This is a genomic window from Chryseobacterium ginsengisoli, from assembly GCF_039542325.1.
Lineage (GTDB): Bacteria > Bacteroidota > Bacteroidia > Flavobacteriales > Weeksellaceae > Chryseobacterium > Chryseobacterium ginsengisoli.
The window spans coordinates 157010-177114 of record NZ_BAABHX010000005.1; the positions used below are offsets into that span (position 1 = coordinate 157010).

Here is a 20105-nt window from a genome sequence, read left to right on the forward strand (position 1 = left end):
CAATTGCAAAACATTTCTAATACTGCAGGAGTAGCAAACACTCGAATAAGGAATCTAATTGGATCAATGCGAACCATGAATCAACAATCAAGTGTTGTTTCCGGATCGCTTGGAAAACTTAAAGGAGCTTTGGTTGGGGCTTTTGCTTTTGGTAGTGTTATGGCATTTACTCACAAAGTAATAGAAGCCCGGCAGGAATATGAAAAGTTTGACGCGGTACTGGCTAATACCTTTCAAAGTAAGACAATAGGTCAAGGGGCTTTGGCTCTTTTAACTGAATTCGCTCAAAAGACACCTTATCAATTAAACGAGCTTACAGGCGGATTTATAAAACTTGTCAATCGTGGTGTTTATCCTACCTATGAAGAATTGACAAAATTGGGAGATTTAGCTTCATCACAGGGAAAATCATTCGATCAATTAGTTGAAGGTATTCTTGATGCTCAAAGCGGTGAATTTGAAAGAATGAAAGAGTTTGGAGTAAAAGCCCAAAAAGAAGGTGATAAAGTAAAATTAACTTTTAAAGGAATTACTAAAGAAGTTAATAATAATGAGAAGGCAATCCGAGACGCGATTTTAGAATTCGGAGGAATGAAAGGGGTTGCTGGATCAATGGAAGTTGTTTCGAGAACTCTAGGCGGTCAAATCGCGAATTTAGAAGATCAGGTTTGGGGGTTTTTAGTTGCAGTTGGAAGTTTTGGAGGTGGTGTTTTTGGTGAAGCGTTGGGGGCTATGTCCGATGGATTGGCTTTCTTACAAGCACACCTTCCCGAAATTGCACACTGGTTTGATGTTCTTTGGCAAAATGTACAGCCGATTGCGTTGGCTTTATGGGATTTAGTTAAAGCAATTTTTGACTTTAAAGACGGCGGTGATGCTCTTGATACTTTTGGGAGTATAATGTCAGGCGTTTTGGTTGTGGTTACTTGGTTTAAAGAAGGTATGCTTTGGCTTATCAGTGCAATTAAACCTTTTGCACCGATTTTAAAAGATGTAGCAATTGCATTAGCAATATTTAATCTTGTTTTGGCAATTTCCCCAATTGGTTGGATTGTTATAGGAATTGTTGCTTTGATTACCGTTATCGGAATGTTAATCAAATATAGTAATGGTTGGTCTGAAAGCTGGCAAAATATCAAAGTTATTTTTGAACTTGTTTGGAATCAAATAAAAGCACATTTCAATATTGGTGTTGAAACATTCAAGTTTGGTTTTAACTTAATTGTACTATATGCGAAAGACGCTTCACAAACAATTGTTGGAGTCTTTTCTAAAGTTGGGGATGCTATAAAATTAGCAATGGACGGGGACTTTTCCGGAGCATTCTCAAAAGTTACAGAAAAAGTAAAAACAAGTGCTGAAGGAGAGATTTCCAAACTGAAAGGCGATTACGGGAAAAAACTCACAGATTATGTTGCCACTACTAAAAATAACGCACAGGGAATTTTAAATGCTACAAAAGGAATCGGAGTAAGTTTCGATACAGACGCAATGAAAAATGACTTTAAAAAGATGAAAGATTCTTTTAAAGGTCTGAAAGGCGAACAAACCGGAAATAAAAATGATTACTTAAACGCAATACCTGGTCTGACGGGAAAAGGCAAGAAAGATGATCCTTCAACAGGAAAAGATAAAGACAAAAAGAAGGCGGGCGATAGTATAACCGGTGGCGGTTCTCGACTTACTCACATCACAATTAATATAAATAAACTTCAAGATCAAACCGTGATTAATGTCAATAAAACGGAAGACGGGATAAATAATTTAGGTGATCGAGTTCAGGAACTTTTATTAAGAGCGGTTAACAGCGCGAATCAAATGCAAACAAACTAATGGAATACGAATTTAATATCAAAGAACTTACAGCAAGGGCGCATTTTGATTACATCGGTTCACCTTTTCCAAATTGGTGGGCAAAGAATAAGGAGAAAATGGTTTTGCCTTCTCTGAATGGTTCGGTTTCGGGCATTCAGATGGGGCAAAAGTATTTCCTGACATTGAAAGTAATGGATAAGGAAGGAAATGAATTTTCATGCCCAAATGAACCACTTGTTTCAATATCATTAACAAAAACAATTGTAGAAACTGCAACCGTCGGAAAAGAAAGAAAAGGAACTGTAAAAGAATATATCTGTACAGAAGATTATCAAATATCTATCAAAGGAGTTTGCATGAATCCGGATAATTTGGAAGAATACCCGACGGAACAGGTTCGGGAACTGCACGAAATGTTTGAAATAAACGAATCGTTGGAAGTTGTTTCTAATCCATTTTTTGAAATGTTTGGAATTCGGCAAATAGTTTTAAAAGAAATTCAATTTGATGAAATGGCAGGTGAACAGGGCTTACAGAAATATACAATTACGGCTGTATCAGATCAGGACTTTTACGCCGATCTAAAGGAGAAGGAAAAAAATAACAGATTAATAACAGCACTTGGATAATGTTTATTTTAAAAGCAACAGTTGAAATTGGAAATTTTATTTTCAACTCTATTAATGAAGTTGAAGTTACTAAATCGGTTGAAGAACTTGTTGATACGGCAATTATCAAAATGCCATTGAAATTTAAAGTCCGAGATAATAACGAACAAAAATTTACTGAAGAGGTTATTAAAACGGGTGATCCTGTTAAAATTACTTTAGCATACGAGGGTAAATATGAGGGAGTAGAATTTGAAGGCTTTGTTGCACGGATAAAAGGGAAAATTCCTTTAGAAATTCACTGTGAGGACGCAATGTATTTACTGCGAAGAAAAAACATTACAAAATCTTTTGGTAAAACAACAATGAAAGAAATTTTGGAAGAGGTTGTAAAAGACACACCAATAAAACTTTCAAAAAGAATCCCCAGTGTTGCGCTTGATAAATACATTATCAAAGATGCAAACGGAACACAGGTTTTACAGGGTTTAAAGGATAATTTATCAATGACGGTTTTTTTAGAAGATGATGGAAGTCTTTATTGTGGGTTACAACAATTGACGAACACAGGGCAAAGAGTTATTTACGATCTCAATTATAATTTGGTAGAAAATAACCTTGAATTCAAAACTTCAGAAGATAAAAAAATTAAAGTCCGATATACTTATATAGACAAAGAGAATAAGAAAAAAAGCTATGAATTTGGCGATCCGGACGGCGAATTAAGAACTTATCATACTTCTGTTGTTTCAGATGAAAAAAAGCTTGAAGAAATGGCAAAAGCCGAAATAAAAAAATTAAAGTATGACGGCTTTGAAGGTGATGTAACAAGTTTTTTAATTCCTTATGTAACGCGCGGAATGGCGGCTGAAGTTCGAGATTCTGAACATAAAAATCGTGAAGGAAATTATTTCATTAAAGCTGTTGTCACAACTTTCGGGACTAGTGGAGCACGTAGAAAAGCAACATTTAGCAATAAATTATGATAATTAATAAAGACCTACAAAACGCCTTTAAGCAATTGTCAAAAAGAGGTGTTGATACTTTTCCTGCAAAGGTTGTATCAGTCGATAAAGAAAACGGAACCTGTACTGTAAATGACGATTCTATTGATTATACAGATGTACAACTTTCTGCAACTGTAGAGAAAAATGGAAAACGGTTTTTCCTTTATCCAAAGGTTGGAAGTTATGTTTTAGTTTCTCCGATTAATGAAGATTTACACAGGCTTTATGTTGAGTTTTTCAGTGAAATCGAAGACTTTGACCTGAAAATTGGGAATGTACAATTACAAATCGATAATGAAGGTTTTCTTTTAAAAAAAGAGAATGAAACTTTAAAAAAAATGATGTCTGATTTTATTCAGGCTTGCAGAAATATGAAATTCCAAACAAATTCAGGTGTAACCATTAAATTATTAAATGACTTGGAATTTCAGGAAATTAAAACACGGTTTAATCAATTTTTAAAATAGAATTAAATGGCAATTGTAGAAGCACAAGCAAAGGCAGTCATAAAAACAAAATTGCAAACTGTAAGAAATAACACAACTGATCCGGATCAGGCTTTAGATGATTTGGTAGATGTGATTTATGAGATAATAAAAATATTATTAACAAATGCAACTGTTACGGGTGTTTGTCCTCCAAATGGCGGTGCATTGACTTTAGGAAAAATAACATAGTGGAAAATATTGTATTGCATAATCAGACACTTCTAGACATTTCTATTCAATATACCGGAAATGTTGAAAACTGTTTCCAAATAGCCATTGCAAACGGGAAATCTGTTTCAGATGATTTAACATCTGGAATGACTTTCGAAGAGCCGGAAGCCCTAAAAATAGATGATGATATTTTGTCATACTTCAAAGCAAAAAGGATTCATCCAGCAACCGGAAATATTGAGTTTGCTATTACAGAACTAGGAGGAATTGATTATATGAAAATAGGCGGAAATTTTAGAATAAAATAACATGAAAAAGACTTTTGAAGATATTATAAATGAGATGATCGCATTAAAGGAATCCAATGCTGATTTATCCGGATTAACATCAACAAGTAAATCTTCAGTATGGAGACAATTATTACAGGTTATTGCATTCATGATTTTTAATTTTCAAGAAGCTTGCAATTTGCACCTGAAAGAAATTGAAGAAAAAATTGCTAATCAGAAAATCCCAAATCTTTATTGGTATAGGGGTTTAGCATTCAAATTTCAATATGGTTTTGAATTAATATCTGAAACAGATCAGTTTAAAACCACTTATGAGGAAAACGGTGAAATTATCGAAGCTACACCGGAAAAAATTGAGCAGTCAAAAATAATCAAGTATTGTGCTGTTACTAGAAGTAAGGGAGTTGATAATAAAATTAGAATATCAATGAAAATTGCAGGAGAAAATACAGACGATATTTTACCGGATGAAAAAGTCCTTGCTTTTGGTGATTATATAGAAAAAGTTCAAGCAACAGGAGACACAGTCGTAATTGTTAATTTTTTACCTGATATTTTAAAAGTTTCTTTCAAGGTCGCAATTGATCCTTTGGTTTTAAGCACAACAGGGATGAGTAAAATCACCGGACTTTTTCCAGTTCAGGACACAATAAAGAAATTTTTATTAAACACACCATTTAACGGGGAATTAAGTGTACAAAGTTTACGTGAAGCAATTAAAGCAACTGAAGGCGTAAGAGATTTACAAGAACTTAATGTATTAAGTAAATGGATTGACGCTACTGTTGGAGGTTATGGGAATTATCAACCTATTACGATTTCAAGAATACCAAAATCAGGACGATTTACAATAAAGGATGAAATGACAGGTCAAGAAGATTGGAGCGGAATAACATATTTTAATTATCAACCTGAAGCGTAATGAAAGATGAATTATTTGACATTAGTTTTCGAAAACTGGCTGTTTGGTATTTACCAACCTTTTTGAGGACTAGAATAATGAAAGCTTTTATCATAATGCTTATTTATCCAATGGAATTATTATACATAGAATTTATGAAGGTTCGGAAAAGGAACTTAATAAAAATGAATCATAATTACCAAAAATTTTCAATGGAAAAAAGGCTAAATGATGCTTTCGACACAGTTTCAAGAAGAATTAAAATCGTTAAAGCCGTCCAGTATGAAGGAGTTTTTATTTATACTGAAGGAGAAATTGATCCTTCGAGCCCCGGATATTTCAGCGGAAATATTAACAATAAAATGAAGTGGGTTAATGGGGATGATAAACCGATTTATTTAAGAATGGAATCAGAGCTAACAAGTGAATTTGATTTTATTGTTGAGATTCCAAACACTAATATAGATCAGGCACAATTAAGGGCGGAAATAAACTTTTATGTCCTTCAAAGTAAAAATTATGACATCAAAATTATTTAAAAAATGAGAATTAATATAAAATGGTTGCAAACAGGCGGTGTTCCATTAACAAATGATGTTATGGCGGTTGTAATGGAATCAATAGAAACTTATAATGTGTTAGGAGATTTAGCAGGGCATTTGACAATACTTTCAGGCTGTGTAATAACAGGACAAAATGTAAGTCCGGGTGTAGTCGCTATAAACGGAGATGTTTTATATTTTGAAGGCGGAAACATATATACAAATGTTTATGTTCATACTGAAGAAATTGTAAAAACTTTTCAAGATACGACGGACAAAGTTTTAGTAGAAAAGAAAGTTGTCAAATTCGGGGATTCATCAACACAATATTTATGGTCTGAATTCTTCAGATTAGAAACATTAAAAAGCTTACAAATAAAGGTAAATAATAGTGTAAGTATTACAGATTTTAATGCTTTAAAAGATGAAGTTGAAGTATTAAAAATAAAAACTGCACCAATTATTAACGGAGGTATTGTTTGGGCTTGGTTTAAGCCAGTTGATGAAATCCCAGATGGATGGAAAGAAGCAATTGACATTCGCGGAAAAACAATTGTCGGACTTGATCCAAATGATATTGATCCGGCTAATTTTTCCTTTGCGACATTAAAAGGAACTTTAGGAGAGAAAAGACATAAACTAACAGTTTCGGAGCTACCAAGCCATGCACATGGAACCACATCAGGAAGAGAAAAAGTAGGAACTGGAAATCAAAACGGAGCCAGTGCAAATGGCGGAGGTGGTTCAAACTTCAATAATCCTTCTGTTGGCGGGGATCAACCTCACAATAATATACAGCCATCAATTATAGCATATTTCATAGAACCTAACTTTCAATAAAAAAACAATGCCAATTAATAATACTGATACAGTACCATTAAATACAATACAAAGCTGGTTTCAGACTGGCGATTATCCAACACAAGAACAGTTCCAAAAATCTTGGGCTTCTCTTTGGCATAAATTTGACAAACTGCCAATTTCGAGTGTTGAAAATTTAGAAACATCTTTACAAAATAAATTAGATAAAGAAGTTTATGCAAATGCTATTAAAAATTTAGCTAATGTTGACGCTTCAAACATCGATGTTCAGCAATGGAAAGATAAATTAGAGGTCATGAGTTTGCCTGAAAATATGGCTACTATTGATAATCCTTCAAATGGAGTTGATGGGAATGTTTTCACCAAAGAATATATTGAGGAAAACTATATGCCATTTTTTGTAGATCAAGCCAAAAGAACCATTAATAGCGAGTCAAATCTTTCGGACACTGTAATGCATGATGCTGTAATTTCGGGATGGAATGTCCTTCCAAATTATGTCGGAAAAGATGAAGGCGATTCAGGATATAGTTCGAGATACGTTATTCACGGAACGGATATCTTTCAGGATTTTACAGGTGATACAAATTATCGTCCGGGACACCCGGCACACGATTCTTTAGTTGCGTATGGTTCCTTAATCGCTAAAGGATTCAATGACGGTACTAACTTCACATTTTTCGGCACTGGATTATTTGCCGGAAACGATATTCAAATTGCAGATTCAGTGACGGCTGTGGGCAAAGGTATTAATAATGCAAAAGCTCCACATAATGATCCTAACAGAGTTGCAATCGCTTCCAACGGCTTCAATTTAAGAAGTCCAATGATGTCAAATGTTGTTGCAACTGGAAACGAGATTTGGTGCGGGGATGTTCACAGTTCTGTTATTACAGGTTATAATGTGAGGAATTTCAGATATATTTTTAATTCCTTGGTGTTGGGTGGGAATATTTTTGACAAAGCAGGACAAGACAATTATTTAGATAATGATGTCTTGATAGGATTTGGATTTTCAAAGAATCTTCAAAGACATGGTACAAGTCATAATTTATTAATTGGAGCTCACGAACATTATGGAAATGGTAGTCCTGATCCTAATTATAGACCTCTTGTAGAAGGGAATTTTAGAAATAAATATTTTGGTGTAAACGGGGTTATTAGGAATCAAATTACTGATGAACTTAACAAAGTTCCTACTGAAAATATTGAACTGTCTTTGACTTCTTCGCCCGCTAATTCAAATGCAACATATGATCCGGCAACTAAAAAATTGATATTGAATAATTCGCCAGCCGGAAATTACAGGGTCTATTTTGGTTTAACGGTTGGAGAATCTTATTTGTTTTCGATTCATTCAAATTTAGGAAGCACGGGGACATGGGGTTATTCTATTGGGGCATCTTCGGACAGTGGAAATCCTGATTCATGGCTGGGTACAAATAACAATTTAGTTGAGATTACGAGTATATCGAATAACTATTTTGATATTGTATTGGATGGATCAGCAATCACGGGTGATGTTACAGTTTCTTTATTACATGTTAAAAATAATGAAAATCAAATTCCTGTTCAGGAAGTGAGAGACTTTGCCGGAAATGTAACTTTAGAAGTGAGAACGGGGAACAACTTGGATAATCATGTTTCAATAGGTAAAAATACAGCCGGAAAATACGCTTCAGGAACATACAATTTTATTGCTGGAACTGATTCTTTGACAAAAGCTAATTCAATTAATACGACCACTTTATTTGGTAATAGTAATTTACAGAAAGCGAAAGTAACTCGATTAAATCAAATTTTTGGTCATAGTAATTTACAAAATACGTTAACAGCTCATAGGGTTGTTGCTGTAGGTCAGAATATCGCTTCCAATGGTTTAAATCTTAGTTCGTCTACAATATTAGGAAATGGAGCTTTAGGGCAATTTGTTGGTAATTATGTTGACACTAATAATTGGAATGAAATTACGGCTGTTGGTAGTGGTTCGGCTTTATTGGTGAAAGAATCTAGAACATCCGTGTTTGTAGGTTCAGCAAATGGATGGTGTGAGAATGTTTTTGATGGTGTGATTATTGGAAACAGGGCTAAATTTAAAGATGGTGTAAATTCAAATAATGAAACTGTTATTGGCGCAAATGCTATAGGTAATGGCAATAACACAACAACGCTAGGAAATACGGCTGTTCAGTCTGTTTATTTGTCAGATATTATTAAAGTTGATAGAAGTACAGGTGTTTCTTCTCAAACAGTTTTTAACCCTACAAATGATGGGGATTTCATTCAGAAAAAGCACTTAGATAATTCAAAGCCTTACAAGGTTTACACTGGAAACATTCAGTTAACTGGATCGCCAGCACTTCCAGTCTTTCCGATATTTGAAAATACGGTTGGAGCAATCATTTGGGAAAGAGTCGGAACAGGTTCTTATAATGGAACTTTATTAGGTGCTTTTCCTGTTGGCAAAGTTTGGTCTGTATCAAAGATAAACGCCACTGATGGGGGAGCTCCAAAACAGGTTTTAGGTAATAGGATTGATGATAATACTTTTAATATTAAGATTGTTAACGCTGTAAATGGTTCAGCATATGAAACAGCCGGAGAACTTGGTGCGTTTGAAATTAGAATTTATAAATAATTATGAAAACATATATCTTTTATAGTCCTGATGGACTTCTTTTAATAGCCCTTTTAGCGTTAGTTGTTCTTGATTTGGGTTTTGGTATTGGAAAAGCAACAATAAACGGAACAAGGCGGACTTCTGAAGGTTTAAGGAAAACGTTTACTAAATTCTGTCAATATGGAGGGAGCATTGTAATTGCAATGGTATTGTTAAATATTATCTACAATAGTAAAGTAAAAATAGGTGAACAATTCAGTTGGATATTTGGCGATACAATGATTTATATAATGATTTACATTGAAATCCTAAGTATTTTCGAGAATATGGAAGAAATGGGAAATAATGACTTTATTAAATATTTCGTTAGACCTGTACGACGTTTACTAACGTTTCAGATAAAAAATCTCACAAAAGAAGAAAATCGATAAAAGCATCCTTAAGGATGCTTTTATCTTTAAAAACTAATAACCTAAAGGTTACTTACCATTAGTCGATATAATTATTAAACCTTTTGACATTTCCATTAATTCTAGAAGCATCATTCGGTTTTATAGTTAATCCTATTTGGGAACTTAATGTTCCTGAAGGATTGTCTAAAAAATTTTGTCGGGCTTTGTGAAATGTTGAATACTTCGTGTTGGCAACATCTTTCATTACAATGATTGGTTTTTCAACTTTCTTAAAACTTATCATTGAAAATGAAATATAGTTTTTAGAATCGTAAACTTCCAAAACTAGACCCGGAAGACCTTTGAAGACATATGGACCGTCAGGAAATGGGATGGAATCCGTAAACCATGCTACATATTCCCGTCCTTTATATTTCCCAATAGCTTTTTTGCAAAGATAGGACGCGATAGTTTTTGTTTCGCTTTCAATTTTCCATTCAATTGCATCTTCTAAAGGGTAAGAAAAACGGTTTTTTAATAATTCTTTATATATCGTTTGTTTGCCGTCATTTAAAAAAACTTCAGATTTAAAGTTAACACCCGGAACGGCTTTCATGTCTAAAACAACCATTCCATTAACAGGATTTTCAAAACTCTTTTTGCCTATAGCATAGGCAACAGAATCTCGAATAGCTTTTTTTGTGCTTTTAAATAGTGATTTGTTTCCCTTTATCAAAAGCGAAAGGTCTTCCTCCATTTCATTAAAATCTTTTGTCTTACTTGTATCAGAAAGCATTTTAACTCTGTAAATAACTTCATATTGAGATTTTATGCTGTCCGATTGAGAGTATAAACAGCAACTAAACAATAGTAAAAAGAATATATAAAACCGCATTTGTTTAATTTTTTTTAATTACCACCATTATTTGGACCGCTTCCAGTTCCTAGTCCGCAAAAATATTCGGTTAATAATTGAGAGTTGTGAACTTCATCCAGCATAGCTTGTTGATAAGTTGAGGTTCCAGAACCTTCTCCCCAACAAACGGTGTCTGCAACAACTTCATTCGTACACCACACCAACATTCCTACTTGTGTGCATTGCATTCTACCAGTGGGATCTTCTTGTTGTGTTTCTGATGCTTTTTTTTCGGTTTTTTCACCTTCCTTGTCTTTTTTTACATCAACATTCTTTGCGCTTACTAATCCAGCAACAATGAATGCACTTAAAAAAAATGTTTTTTTCATAATGTTTAGTTTTTTGGTTTGTTAAAACTATTAAATTAATACACATGTAAATTGATAAATCGCGATTATTTATAAAAACTTACATTTGCATAATTACGAGATTGAAATGTATTTCAGTTACGGAAATCCGTAAGGTCATTAAAAAAGATTGTTTAAAGGTTATTTAAAGAGCGTTTAAAGACATATTAAAACAATAAAAGCATCTTTAGAGATGCTTTCTATTTGTCGAAATTTAAGACGTTTGGAAAAATTAATTAGGACTTTTGGAAATCGCGATTATATTTACCGCGACACCGATTTTTTAAAGAAAGAAAAAAAGTATGATAAAATCATCGCGAAAGATCTTTCTGAAAAAGAACTGGGAAAAGAATTGAAAATGAAGGGTCTTGAGGTTGAAAAAACAGAAGGAACCATTTTAAAATTTAAGCAGGGAACTTACGATTCGGCAACAGGACAGGCAAAATATTCTAAAAAAGAACTTCCCTTCCTTTTAGACAAAATGACAAAACTTCACAAAGCACAATCAAAAGATACTCTTTCTCCTTTAAATGCATTTTTTGGAGTTGCATTATTCTTTTTTGTGATCTCAAGTTTCTGGATGTTTAATCCTAAAACGAAAATTTTTAAACGAGGAATGATATTTACCATTGCAGGACTTATCGTGTCTATTATTTTACTTTTAATCTAAAATCAATGTATTTATAATTTTAATTACACTGCTGAAACCATGACTATTAGAATGAATTAATCAATATCAAGAAGCTAATATTCACTAAACATTGAGTAGTATGGCACATTTATTGATTTTCTGAAATCACGAATAGTAAGCACTAAATATTAAAAATAATAAATTATGAAAAAGTTAATTTTATCAGGAATACTAGCGGTGGCAGGTTTAGCTACAACTGCGAATGCTCAAATACAACAAGGCAACTGGTTGGTAGGAAGTAGTTTGTTATCAAGTAACTTCGGACTTAATACTGGTGGTGGATACAATATTGCAATCCAGCCAAAAGGAGCATATTTTATTAAAGATAATGTTGCAGTCGGTGGATATGTTAATTTAGCTATCAGCAAAGTAACAAACGGAAGCCCAACAAGATTTGATTATGCAGTTGGAGGTTTAGGACGTTACTATCTTTCTCCAGGAGAAAAAGGTGTTGATAACTTATTAAACCACGGAAGATGGTTTCTTGAAGGAAACGTAGGTATCGGAGGATCTTCTGTAGAAAGTGGAAATTCTACAACTGGTCTTGACTTCGGTGTTGGTCCTGGTTATTCATATTTCATTACTCCAAATATCGGTATTGAAGGTTTAGTTAAATATCAGGGACAGGCTGGTTTTGGTAATGAAGGTTTAAATTCAAATATTACTTTCAATGTTGGATTTAGTATTTATCTTCCTACGTCAAAAGCTAAGCAAGTAGCAAGAGATGTATCGCAATAAGAATCACTTCACACATTCATATACACTTACAAATGAAATCGCCTCGGAAAACTTTTCTGAGGCGATTTTCGTACAAATTAAAACTAAACTATAAAAAATCAAATAAATCATGTATTCGGTTGAGGCGTATATCTTAGATACGGCTTTATTTCTGTCACTCCTTTCGGGAAAATTTTTCTTGCATCTTCGGTAGAAATCGATGGTGGAACAATTACATCTTCCCCGTCTTTCCAATTGACAGGAGTTGCTATTTTATGTGAATCAACTAACTGAAGAGAATCCAGTACTCTTAGAATTTCATTAAAATTTCTTCCTGTTGAAGCAGGGTAAGTAATAATTAATCTTACTTTTTTATCAGGATCAATAATTAACAAAGAACGAACTGTTGCCGTTACAGAAGCATTCGGATGAATAAAATCATACAACTCGGAAATTTTTCTGTCTTTATCTGCAATGATCGGAAATTGTACTTCTGTATTCTGGGTTTCATTAATATCATTAATCCAGTTTTGATGATCCTCTACTCCATCTACACTTAAAGCAATTACCTTCGTTCCTCTTTTATCAAATTCCGGCTTCAGTTTTGAAGTGTAACCTAATTCTGTAGTACAAACAGGAGTATAATCTGCAGGGTGAGAAAATAAAATCCCCCAAGAATCTCCTAAATATTCATAAAAATTAATATCACCCACAGAAGTTTCTGCCTGAAAGTTCGGTGCGGTATCTCCTAGTTTAATTGACATAATATTTTGCTCTTATTAGTCTACAAATTTAGTAGAGTTTTTGGAACTGGCAAAATTTTTGTTTAAAAATTATATCTTTAATCAAAAAAAAAATTCCAATCATGCAGAAAAATGGTCTAGGATATATTGATGTTGTATATAATGTATTAGAAAACTGGTATTTAAAATTAGCAGAGCTTACTCCAAAATTAGTGGTCGGAGTTCTGGTATTTTCATTTTTCCTGATTACGAGTAAATATTTAAGTCAATTTGCTGTAAAAATTTTCCATAAATTCTTTCCTAAGAGTAAAAAAGAAAGTTCTTTAGTTACTTTAATAAGTATTTTCAGATTTTTAATTATGGTCATGGGAACGTTTGTTGCCCTTGAAATTATGGGATTCAGCGGTTTCCTTTGGAAATTTATCGGAAGTTTGGGAGTTGCAGGGGTTATTGCAGGGGTCGCTTTGAAAGACCTTGTTTCAAGTATATTTTCAGGAATGCTGATTGGGATTGATAAAGCCTTTAAGGTTGGAGATTACATCACAATTGGAGCTCATTCCGGAACGGTACAGGAAATCGGATTTTTAACAACAAAAATCATTACTGACGATGGAAAAAAAGCATACATTCCGAATCAGGTTGTTTTTAATGCTCCGTTTTACAATATTACCGCTTCACCTCAGCGAAGAATTATTTTAAATTTTGAAATTCCCGCAGATGAAGATATTACAAAGGCTCAAAAAGGAATTATGGAAGTTGTGAAGAGCTTAGAAAATATTGACAGATTAGACACTGTAGAAGTTATTTTCACAGATTTGAAACAGGGGGTTTTTAATATTCAGGCAAAATTCTGGATGAAAGTCGGAGCCAATATGGTTCAGCTAAAAAGTGAGGCTTATTTAAAAATAAAACAACGTCTCGATGCAGACGGAGTTCAATTGGTAACTCCTACAAGTATCAATATTACCAATGGAGAAAGTTTAATCAACGAAAATCACGATTAATAAAAAAAGCAACCATTAAAACGGTTGCTTTTCTGTTTTTTATACCAATAAATCACTTATTTCTTAATAATTAATTTTTCAGTTACTTTTTCACCGTTTTCTAAAACTACAGAAAGTAAATAATTTCCGTTGATCAAATCATTCACTCTGATTTTAGTTTCACCTTTAAAGTTTCCGTTTTTAATTAATCTTCCTGAAGCATCAAATAATGAATAATCAGCTTTTTGTGATTGGTTTTTCAAAATAACATTTACTACATCATGAGAAGGATTCGGATAAATAGAAAAACTCTTCACATTATTTTCAGCCGTTGCCAAAACAACCTGCGCAATAGAAAAGCTTGCAGAATTAAGAGCATAATAAATATTATTTAAAGCTTTCACCATAATTCTCGCAGAAGCAACATTTTCATTCGGAAGCATTACATTTGCTGATCCGTTATTCGGAACGCTTGCTGCCAAAACTGTCGGGAAAGTAAGCCCGCCATCTTTAGACAATAAAATTGTTACATTTTGCGTATTAATTGTTCCTGTATTCGTTCCCGCCACATTCCAGGTTACAGGTATTGAAGAATTTCCGTTAAATGAAGCACCTCCTGTTCCTTGTGATGTCACCGTAAAAGGTCCGTCACTCGTTACCGTTACAACCATAGCATCTCTTGCTGCCTGATTTCCGGTTGCTTTATTATCATTTACAACAAGGGAAAAATTCAACGTTCTTGCAACACTTGGAGTAACCTCCCATTTTGGAACTAAATTATTAGCAACAACTGAGCTTAACACAGGAAAATATCTTGAAGGAGAAGTTACCGGAGTCAACGAACGATAAACAGGACCTGCCGTTGCTGTAGAAACAGGAGGTTGTGTATTGTTTGTATTATCATATTGTTCCCACAGATACGTCAACGGATCTCCGTTCGGATCTGTTCCTGTTCCTGTCAAAACGAAAGCTGTTCCCTGTGGAATAATGTAGTCCAAACCTGCATCTGCAGTCGGAACTCCATTATTATTTGAAGTTTTCACTGCACAATCTGTCCCTCTCTGCAAAACTGCATACATCTCCAAAACACTTGCAGCATGGAAATAAGCATCACTATTATTCTGCACATTATTCGCCGTTCCACAAATTCCTGCATATGCCATAATTGTACTTCCACTTCCCGGTTCATAAGCCGTAGAATTATTGAAATTACCACTACAAGAAGAAGTTGCCGCTCTGAATGTATGATTTGCGCCAAATTGATGTCCCATTTCGTGAGCCACATAATCAATATCAAAAGGATCTCCGATAGGTGCTCCAGAACCTGTAACTCCACGAGCTTTATTTCCTGAAACACAAACTACGCCTAAACCAGCCAATCCGCCACTATTGGTACCGAAAACGTGACCGATATCATAATTCGCAGCACCAATAACAGCATCTGTATTGGTTTGATTCTGATTGATCATTGTTCCCGGAGTTCCATTTGTATAAGGATCTGTCCCGGAATTTGTATATATTAAAAGATTGTTATTGGCAATCATTGTCATTGTTGTGGAAATTGTCTTTTCATACACTCCATTTACTCTGGTCATTGTGGTTGCCATTGCAGCCATTGCCAAAGCTACAGTTCCACCATGAAAAGCTGTATATTCTCCAGTTGCAGCCAAAGCCAATCGATATTTCCTGAATTGTCCATCAGAAACTAAAGGAGCTTTGTTTGTTGAACCATTATTTTTTAAATTGTCTAATTCATTTTCAACATTACATTCAAAAAGTCTGTCGTTTTTTGGCAAATCTTTTCTTTTGTATAAAATGAAAGCTGAATTATCTTTTGCATAACTGTCAAGATAGCTAACCTCCCAATTATCAAAATACATCACACTGAGTCCCGTTGATGGAGTAACACTGAAACGAATTGAGTTTTCAGGATGATTTTTTTGCCAACCTGTATAAGAACGGATCTCAGGAAATTTTGACTGCAGTTTTGGTTCCATTACAGATGCTTCCTGAATGATGTAATCTCTTATTTTCCCATCAGAATCCGGAAATTTAATGATTACACTTTCGTCATTAGAAAAACGTTGTGGAGCTTTTTTAAGATCAGTTTTAATTTTTTCTAAATCTACCTGATACAAAGAAAAATTGTTGGGAGTTGTCCATCTTGGCTGAAGGTTTTCCCTACTCACTTTGTTATCTTTCAGTTTCGACCAGTAATTTTGCTGACCAAAACTCTGCGCTGCAATCAACAGGCACGAGACAATTAATGTTTTAGTTTTCATGAGAAATAATTTTATATATTAGTATTTAAGGATGATTTTTCTGAATGTTATATTTCCATTTAGTTTTAATAAAATGTTAGGTGATATTCTTGCTGTTTTAGTAAAATCGGGATTATCAAATTCTGATACGTTGATGTAAAGTATATTTTTAATTAAACTTATTTTGTCAATTGAAACATCATTAGAATTTCTCAATTGAGGTTTAATAATAATATAAGTTTCGTTTTCTACAATTGCAGGAATTGGCGAAAATCTGTTTCCGCTATTTTTTTGATGAATAAGATTGAAAACCTCATCCATTTTTTGCTGAGAATTAATTAATAGAAAATCTTTTTGAGTTAAAGTAAAAGGATAATGTGATTTATCTTCAAATTGGATTCGCTTTTCCTGAAGCACCACATTATTGCTGGCAATTTGAGATTGACAATTAAGAAATAAAAAAAGAAAAAAGTAAAGGTATATTTTCATTTTAAAACTCAATTATTGTAAAAATAACAATTTTAAAATGAATTATTTAGATTTTTAACATAAAAACCGTTTCAATTTCGAGACGGTTATTTTTTTGAAGATTTACTTTTTCTTGTGACACTATCTTTCTTATAAATTTTTGCAACCGAATCATTTTCAACGATTTTGGCTTCACCCATAATATAATCTTTATTTTTGACAGTATCTGTTTCAACATTCGAAACCATCATTCCCGTAGTTGTTGTACAAGATTCGTTTTGCTGTTTAGAGCATCCCGTTAAAAATAAAATCAAAGAAAATACAGTTAATGTAATTTTATTATTTTGAAAATAAGTAGGAATATATTTAAAGAATTGTGCTTTCAATTTTTCAGACTGATCAACTTTATTCAATTGATGATTATAAAATCTCCCGCAAACTTCTTCATCTTTCTTTTCCTCAATAATCCGTTGAATTTCGTCCGGATATTTTTGAGTAAAATCAATTACACATTTATTACAAACAGAACAAAATTTCCCTTTTTCCCGTGGAGACATCATTTCCCAATTTTCTGAACAGGGATTCGGAATATTTATATTTTTCATCGATTATTATTTTGTCTCAAAAATAAAAAAACCGTTCCAAAAATGAAACGGTTTTTAATTTTATATAAAAATTTTAGACTAAGCTAAAACTTCTTTTACTTTGTTTGCAGCTTCTTCCAAAGTAATTGCAGAATGTACAGGAAGACCTGACTCGTCAATTAATTTTTTAGCTTCAACAGCGTTAGTTCCCTGTAATCTTACGATCAATGGAACAGGAAGGCTTCCCATAGCTTTATAAGCATCTACAACACCTTGTGCAACTCTGTCACATCTTACGATACCTCCGAAGATGTTGATCAAGATAGCTTTTACGTTTGGATCTCTTAAGATGATTCCGAAAGCAGTCTGTACTCTCTGAGCATCAGCAGTTCCACCAACGTCCAAGAAGTTTGCAGGGTTACCACCAGATAATTTGATGATATCCATAGTTGCCATTGCAAGACCAGCTCCGTTTACCATACAAGCAACGTTACCGTCCAATTTCACGAAGTTAAGACCAGCTTCACCAGCTTCAACATCGATAGGATCTTCTTCTCTTGTATCTCTAAGAGCTTCAAGATCTTTGTGACGGAACAAAGAGTTACCATCCAAAGTTACTTTTGCATCTACAGCGATAATTTTGTTATCAGAAGTTTTCAACACAGGGTTGATTTCGAAAAGAGAAGCATCAATTCCTGTATAAGCATTATATAAAGAAGTGATAAACTTTGTAAATTCTTTGAAAGCATTTCCTTCAAGACCTAAGTTGAAAGCAATTTTTCTAGCCTGGAAACCTTGAAGACCCAAAGCAGGATCGATCAATTCGTTGTGAATCAAATGAGGAGTTACTTCTGCAACGTGCTCAATATCCATACCACCTTCAGTAGAATATACGATTGTATTTTTACCTTCAGCTCTGTCTAAAAGAATAGAAACGTAAAATTCTTTAGTTTCAGATTCTCCAGGATAATAAACATCTTCTGCAACCAAAACAGAGTGTACTTTTTTACCTTCAGCAGAAGTTTGTGGAGTTACCAACTGCATTCCGATGATGTTTTCAGCGTTTTCTTTAAGCTTATCCATGTTTGGAGAAAACTTAACACCACCACCTTTACCACGACCACCTGCATGGATCTGCGCTTTTACAACCCAAGCCTGAGCTCCGGTTTCAGCAGTCAATTTTTCAGCAGCTGCTACAGCTTCTTCTACGTTGTTTGCAACGAAACCACGTTGGATAGCTACTCCATACTTTGATAAAATCTCTTTTGATTGATACTCGTGAAGATTCATATTATTTTTTATTATTTTATTTTAATAGTTAAAGGTTGACAAATTTAATAAAAAGACACGGAAGTTCAAGTTTATTGACTTAAAATTTAAAGTCTGTTTGACTTGATTTTTAACATATCTTTCAAATTTGCTCTATTCTTCGGATAATTTTTCAGACTGCGAACCTATAAAAGGAATTTTTGGTGCTAAAAAATACCCTGTTAAACTCGCAAAAAGTATCGGAACGAAGTATGTAAAGCCTGTTAAAGTTCCCAAAATAATCGTTGTACTCATCGGAGTTCTCGTTACACACGCATTAATTGCAGCCATACAACTTACAATCGCTAAAGTTGTATCAACGGTCGGAAATAAATTGTGAATAATTAATCCCAACGTCGTTCCCACAAAGAAAAGCGGAATGATAAATCCTCCTCTCCAACCAGAAGTTACGGTGACTGCAATCGCTACTATTTTGAAAATTAAGATTATGATTAAAAAATTCAAAGCAAAATTTCCATGAATGAGCTGATTGATTTCGTTATGTCCGAAATATCTTGTCAATGGAAAGTAGAAAGCGATAATTCCTAAAATAATCCCGCCAACTAAAGTTTTAATGTAAATTGGAAATTTTCTGTATTCAAAAACCTTCTTGAAAAATTTTACAACAAAAATGAAAATCCAGCCAAATAAAGTTCCGACAATTCCGAAAGCTGTTGCATACGCAAAATCGTAAACACCTGTGTAATGATATGCTTTCAAATCCCAAGTCGCCCCGATTCCCAAATGAATAATCAAAGCAAACATCAGATAACTGAAACAACTCGCCACCAACGCAGGAATAATGGCTTTATAATATTCAACTGCGTGTTTATGATGCAGAATTTCTAAGGAAAACAAACTTCCGCCAAGCGGAGCACCGAAAAGCGCCGTAAAACCTGAAGCCATTCCTGCAATACTTAAAGAACGTAATTCTTCGCCTTTTAATCTGAATAATTTTCCAAGATAAGTTCCCGTAGAACCCGTCACCTGGACCAAAGGTGCTTCCGGACCTAAACTTCCACCCGATGCCACACAAAAAAGTGACGACAAAATCATGGAAGGGTTGTTTTTCGGTTCTAATTTTCCTTTATTAAATCTGATGTTATTGACAATCAAATGAATTTCTCCCGGATCTCCGATAAAATGAATCACCAATCCTGCCAAAAGACCTGAAATTGCCATCGTCGGAATCACCATCCAACCTTGAAATTCAGCTAAAAATTCTGTAAAATGTTCGAGGACGATCCAATAAAGACCAGCAATAATTCCGCCAACCAAACCTGTGATTGCCCACATGAAAAAAGTACGGCTGAATACAAAAGGATTGAATCTGATGGGTTGATCCAAAAGATCAAATGTTCTGATTAACCGTCTTCTTCTATTGATTTTCATTTTAATTTATTTTAAAATTACGATCATCATTTGTTGTTG

At 33.9% G+C, this 20105-nt stretch carries 22 protein-coding genes; 14 read left to right on the top strand and 8 right to left on the bottom strand.

Features of this window, described 5'->3' with window-relative positions; translation table 11 throughout:
- Positions 1-75 precede the first annotated feature (75 nt).
- The 11 genes from ABD940_RS15935 to ABD940_RS15985 are packed head-to-tail and all read left to right on the top strand — an operon-like array spanning position 76 to position 9695.
- Entirely contained in the window at positions 76-1833 is a 1758-nt protein-coding gene (locus tag ABD940_RS15935) for a tape measure protein (RefSeq protein WP_345206096.1), read from the top strand.
- Complete coding sequence (locus tag ABD940_RS15940) at positions 1833-2444, top strand: DUF6046 domain-containing protein (RefSeq protein ID WP_345206100.1); 612 nt, start codon at positions 1833-1835, stop codon at positions 2442-2444. The genes ABD940_RS15935 and ABD940_RS15940 overlap by 1 nt, the downstream gene beginning before the upstream one ends.
- On the top strand, positions 2444-3409 hold the full coding sequence (locus ABD940_RS15945) for a late control protein (protein WP_345206104.1): 966 nt from the start codon (positions 2444-2446) through the stop codon (positions 3407-3409). Before ABD940_RS15940 ends, ABD940_RS15945 begins: the two co-directional genes overlap by 1 nt.
- Positions 3406-3897, top strand: a complete 492-nt coding sequence (locus ABD940_RS15950) for a hypothetical protein (RefSeq protein ID WP_345206108.1) — start codon at positions 3406-3408, stop codon at positions 3895-3897. Before ABD940_RS15945 ends, ABD940_RS15950 begins: the two co-directional genes overlap by 4 nt.
- A gap of 6 nt (positions 3898-3903) precedes the next feature.
- Positions 3904-4107, top strand: coding sequence for a hypothetical protein (locus ABD940_RS15955; RefSeq protein WP_345206111.1), 204 nt, complete (start codon positions 3904-3906; stop codon positions 4105-4107).
- The gene (locus ABD940_RS15960; RefSeq protein WP_345206114.1) at positions 4107-4397 is read left to right on the top strand and encodes a hypothetical protein; all 291 of its coding nucleotides are present in this window, start codon (positions 4107-4109) and stop codon (positions 4395-4397) included. The genes ABD940_RS15955 and ABD940_RS15960 overlap by 1 nt, the downstream gene beginning before the upstream one ends.
- A gap of 1 nt (position 4398) precedes the next feature.
- A complete protein-coding gene (locus ABD940_RS15965) occupies positions 4399-5301 on the top strand; it encodes a hypothetical protein (RefSeq protein WP_345206117.1) in 903 nt (300 codons plus the stop codon).
- Positions 5301-5819, top strand: a complete 519-nt coding sequence (locus ABD940_RS15970) for a hypothetical protein (RefSeq protein ID WP_345206121.1) — start codon at positions 5301-5303, stop codon at positions 5817-5819. The genes ABD940_RS15965 and ABD940_RS15970 overlap by 1 nt, the downstream gene beginning before the upstream one ends.
- A gap of 3 nt (positions 5820-5822) precedes the next feature.
- Positions 5823-6662, top strand: coding sequence for a phage baseplate protein (locus tag ABD940_RS15975; protein WP_345206124.1), 840 nt, complete (start codon positions 5823-5825; stop codon positions 6660-6662).
- Positions 6663-6669: 7 nt separating this feature from the next.
- On the top strand, positions 6670-9282 hold the full coding sequence (locus ABD940_RS15980; RefSeq protein WP_345206127.1) for a hypothetical protein: 2613 nt from the start codon (positions 6670-6672) through the stop codon (positions 9280-9282).
- A gap of 2 nt (positions 9283-9284) precedes the next feature.
- Positions 9285-9695: a phage holin family protein gene (locus ABD940_RS15985; RefSeq protein ID WP_345206131.1), complete on the top strand. Its 411-nt coding sequence runs from the start codon at positions 9285-9287 to the stop codon at positions 9693-9695.
- A gap of 58 nt (positions 9696-9753) precedes the next feature.
- Here the strand turns inward: ABD940_RS15985 and ABD940_RS15990 are convergent, their stop codons facing one another.
- On the bottom strand, positions 9754-10551 hold the full coding sequence (locus ABD940_RS15990; RefSeq protein WP_345206134.1) for a GLPGLI family protein: 798 nt from the start codon (positions 10549-10551) through the stop codon (positions 9754-9756).
- A gap of 14 nt (positions 10552-10565) precedes the next feature.
- The gene (locus ABD940_RS15995; protein ID WP_345206137.1) at positions 10566-10901 is read right to left on the bottom strand and encodes a hypothetical protein; all 336 of its coding nucleotides are present in this window, start codon (positions 10899-10901) and stop codon (positions 10566-10568) included.
- 241 nt (positions 10902-11142) lie between these two features.
- On the opposite strand from ABD940_RS15995, the gene ABD940_RS16000 reads away from it, so the two are divergent.
- Positions 11143-11589, top strand: coding sequence for a hypothetical protein (locus ABD940_RS16000; RefSeq protein ID WP_345206140.1), 447 nt, complete (start codon positions 11143-11145; stop codon positions 11587-11589).
- Positions 11590-11754: 165 nt separating this feature from the next.
- The gene (locus tag ABD940_RS16005) at positions 11755-12348 is read left to right on the top strand and encodes a hypothetical protein (RefSeq protein WP_345206143.1); all 594 of its coding nucleotides are present in this window, start codon (positions 11755-11757) and stop codon (positions 12346-12348) included.
- A 107-nt stretch (positions 12349-12455) separates the two neighbouring features.
- Here ABD940_RS16005 and ABD940_RS16010 read toward each other — a convergent pair whose 3' ends face one another.
- Positions 12456-13091, bottom strand: coding sequence for a peroxiredoxin (locus ABD940_RS16010; RefSeq protein WP_345206145.1), 636 nt, complete (start codon positions 13089-13091; stop codon positions 12456-12458).
- A gap of 101 nt (positions 13092-13192) precedes the next feature.
- Between ABD940_RS16010 and ABD940_RS16015 the strand changes: the two genes are divergently transcribed.
- On the top strand, positions 13193-14074 hold the full coding sequence (locus tag ABD940_RS16015; RefSeq protein ID WP_345206147.1) for a mechanosensitive ion channel family protein: 882 nt from the start codon (positions 13193-13195) through the stop codon (positions 14072-14074).
- Positions 14075-14130: 56 nt separating this feature from the next.
- On the opposite strand, the gene ABD940_RS16020 is transcribed toward ABD940_RS16015, so the two are convergent.
- From ABD940_RS16020 to ABD940_RS16040, 5 genes are all read right to left on the bottom strand, one after another.
- On the bottom strand, positions 14131-16335 hold the full coding sequence (locus ABD940_RS16020) for a reprolysin-like metallopeptidase (RefSeq protein WP_345206150.1): 2205 nt from the start codon (positions 16333-16335) through the stop codon (positions 14131-14133).
- A gap of 18 nt (positions 16336-16353) precedes the next feature.
- Positions 16354-16803: a hypothetical protein gene (locus ABD940_RS16025; protein WP_345206152.1), complete on the bottom strand. Its 450-nt coding sequence runs from the start codon at positions 16801-16803 to the stop codon at positions 16354-16356.
- An 86-nt stretch (positions 16804-16889) separates the two neighbouring features.
- Positions 16890-17387: a hypothetical protein gene (locus ABD940_RS16030; RefSeq protein WP_345206156.1), complete on the bottom strand. Its 498-nt coding sequence runs from the start codon at positions 17385-17387 to the stop codon at positions 16890-16892.
- Between the two features lie 78 nt (positions 17388-17465).
- On the bottom strand, positions 17466-18656 hold the full coding sequence (gene sucC / locus ABD940_RS16035; protein ID WP_345206159.1) for an ADP-forming succinate--CoA ligase subunit beta: 1191 nt from the start codon (positions 18654-18656) through the stop codon (positions 17466-17468).
- A gap of 132 nt (positions 18657-18788) precedes the next feature.
- Positions 18789-20066 carry a chloride channel protein gene (locus tag ABD940_RS16040; RefSeq protein WP_345206161.1) on the bottom strand — a complete coding sequence of 426 codons (1278 nt, stop codon included), beginning with the start codon at positions 20064-20066 and terminating at the stop codon, positions 18789-18791.
- Positions 20067-20105: the final 39 nt, after the last annotated feature.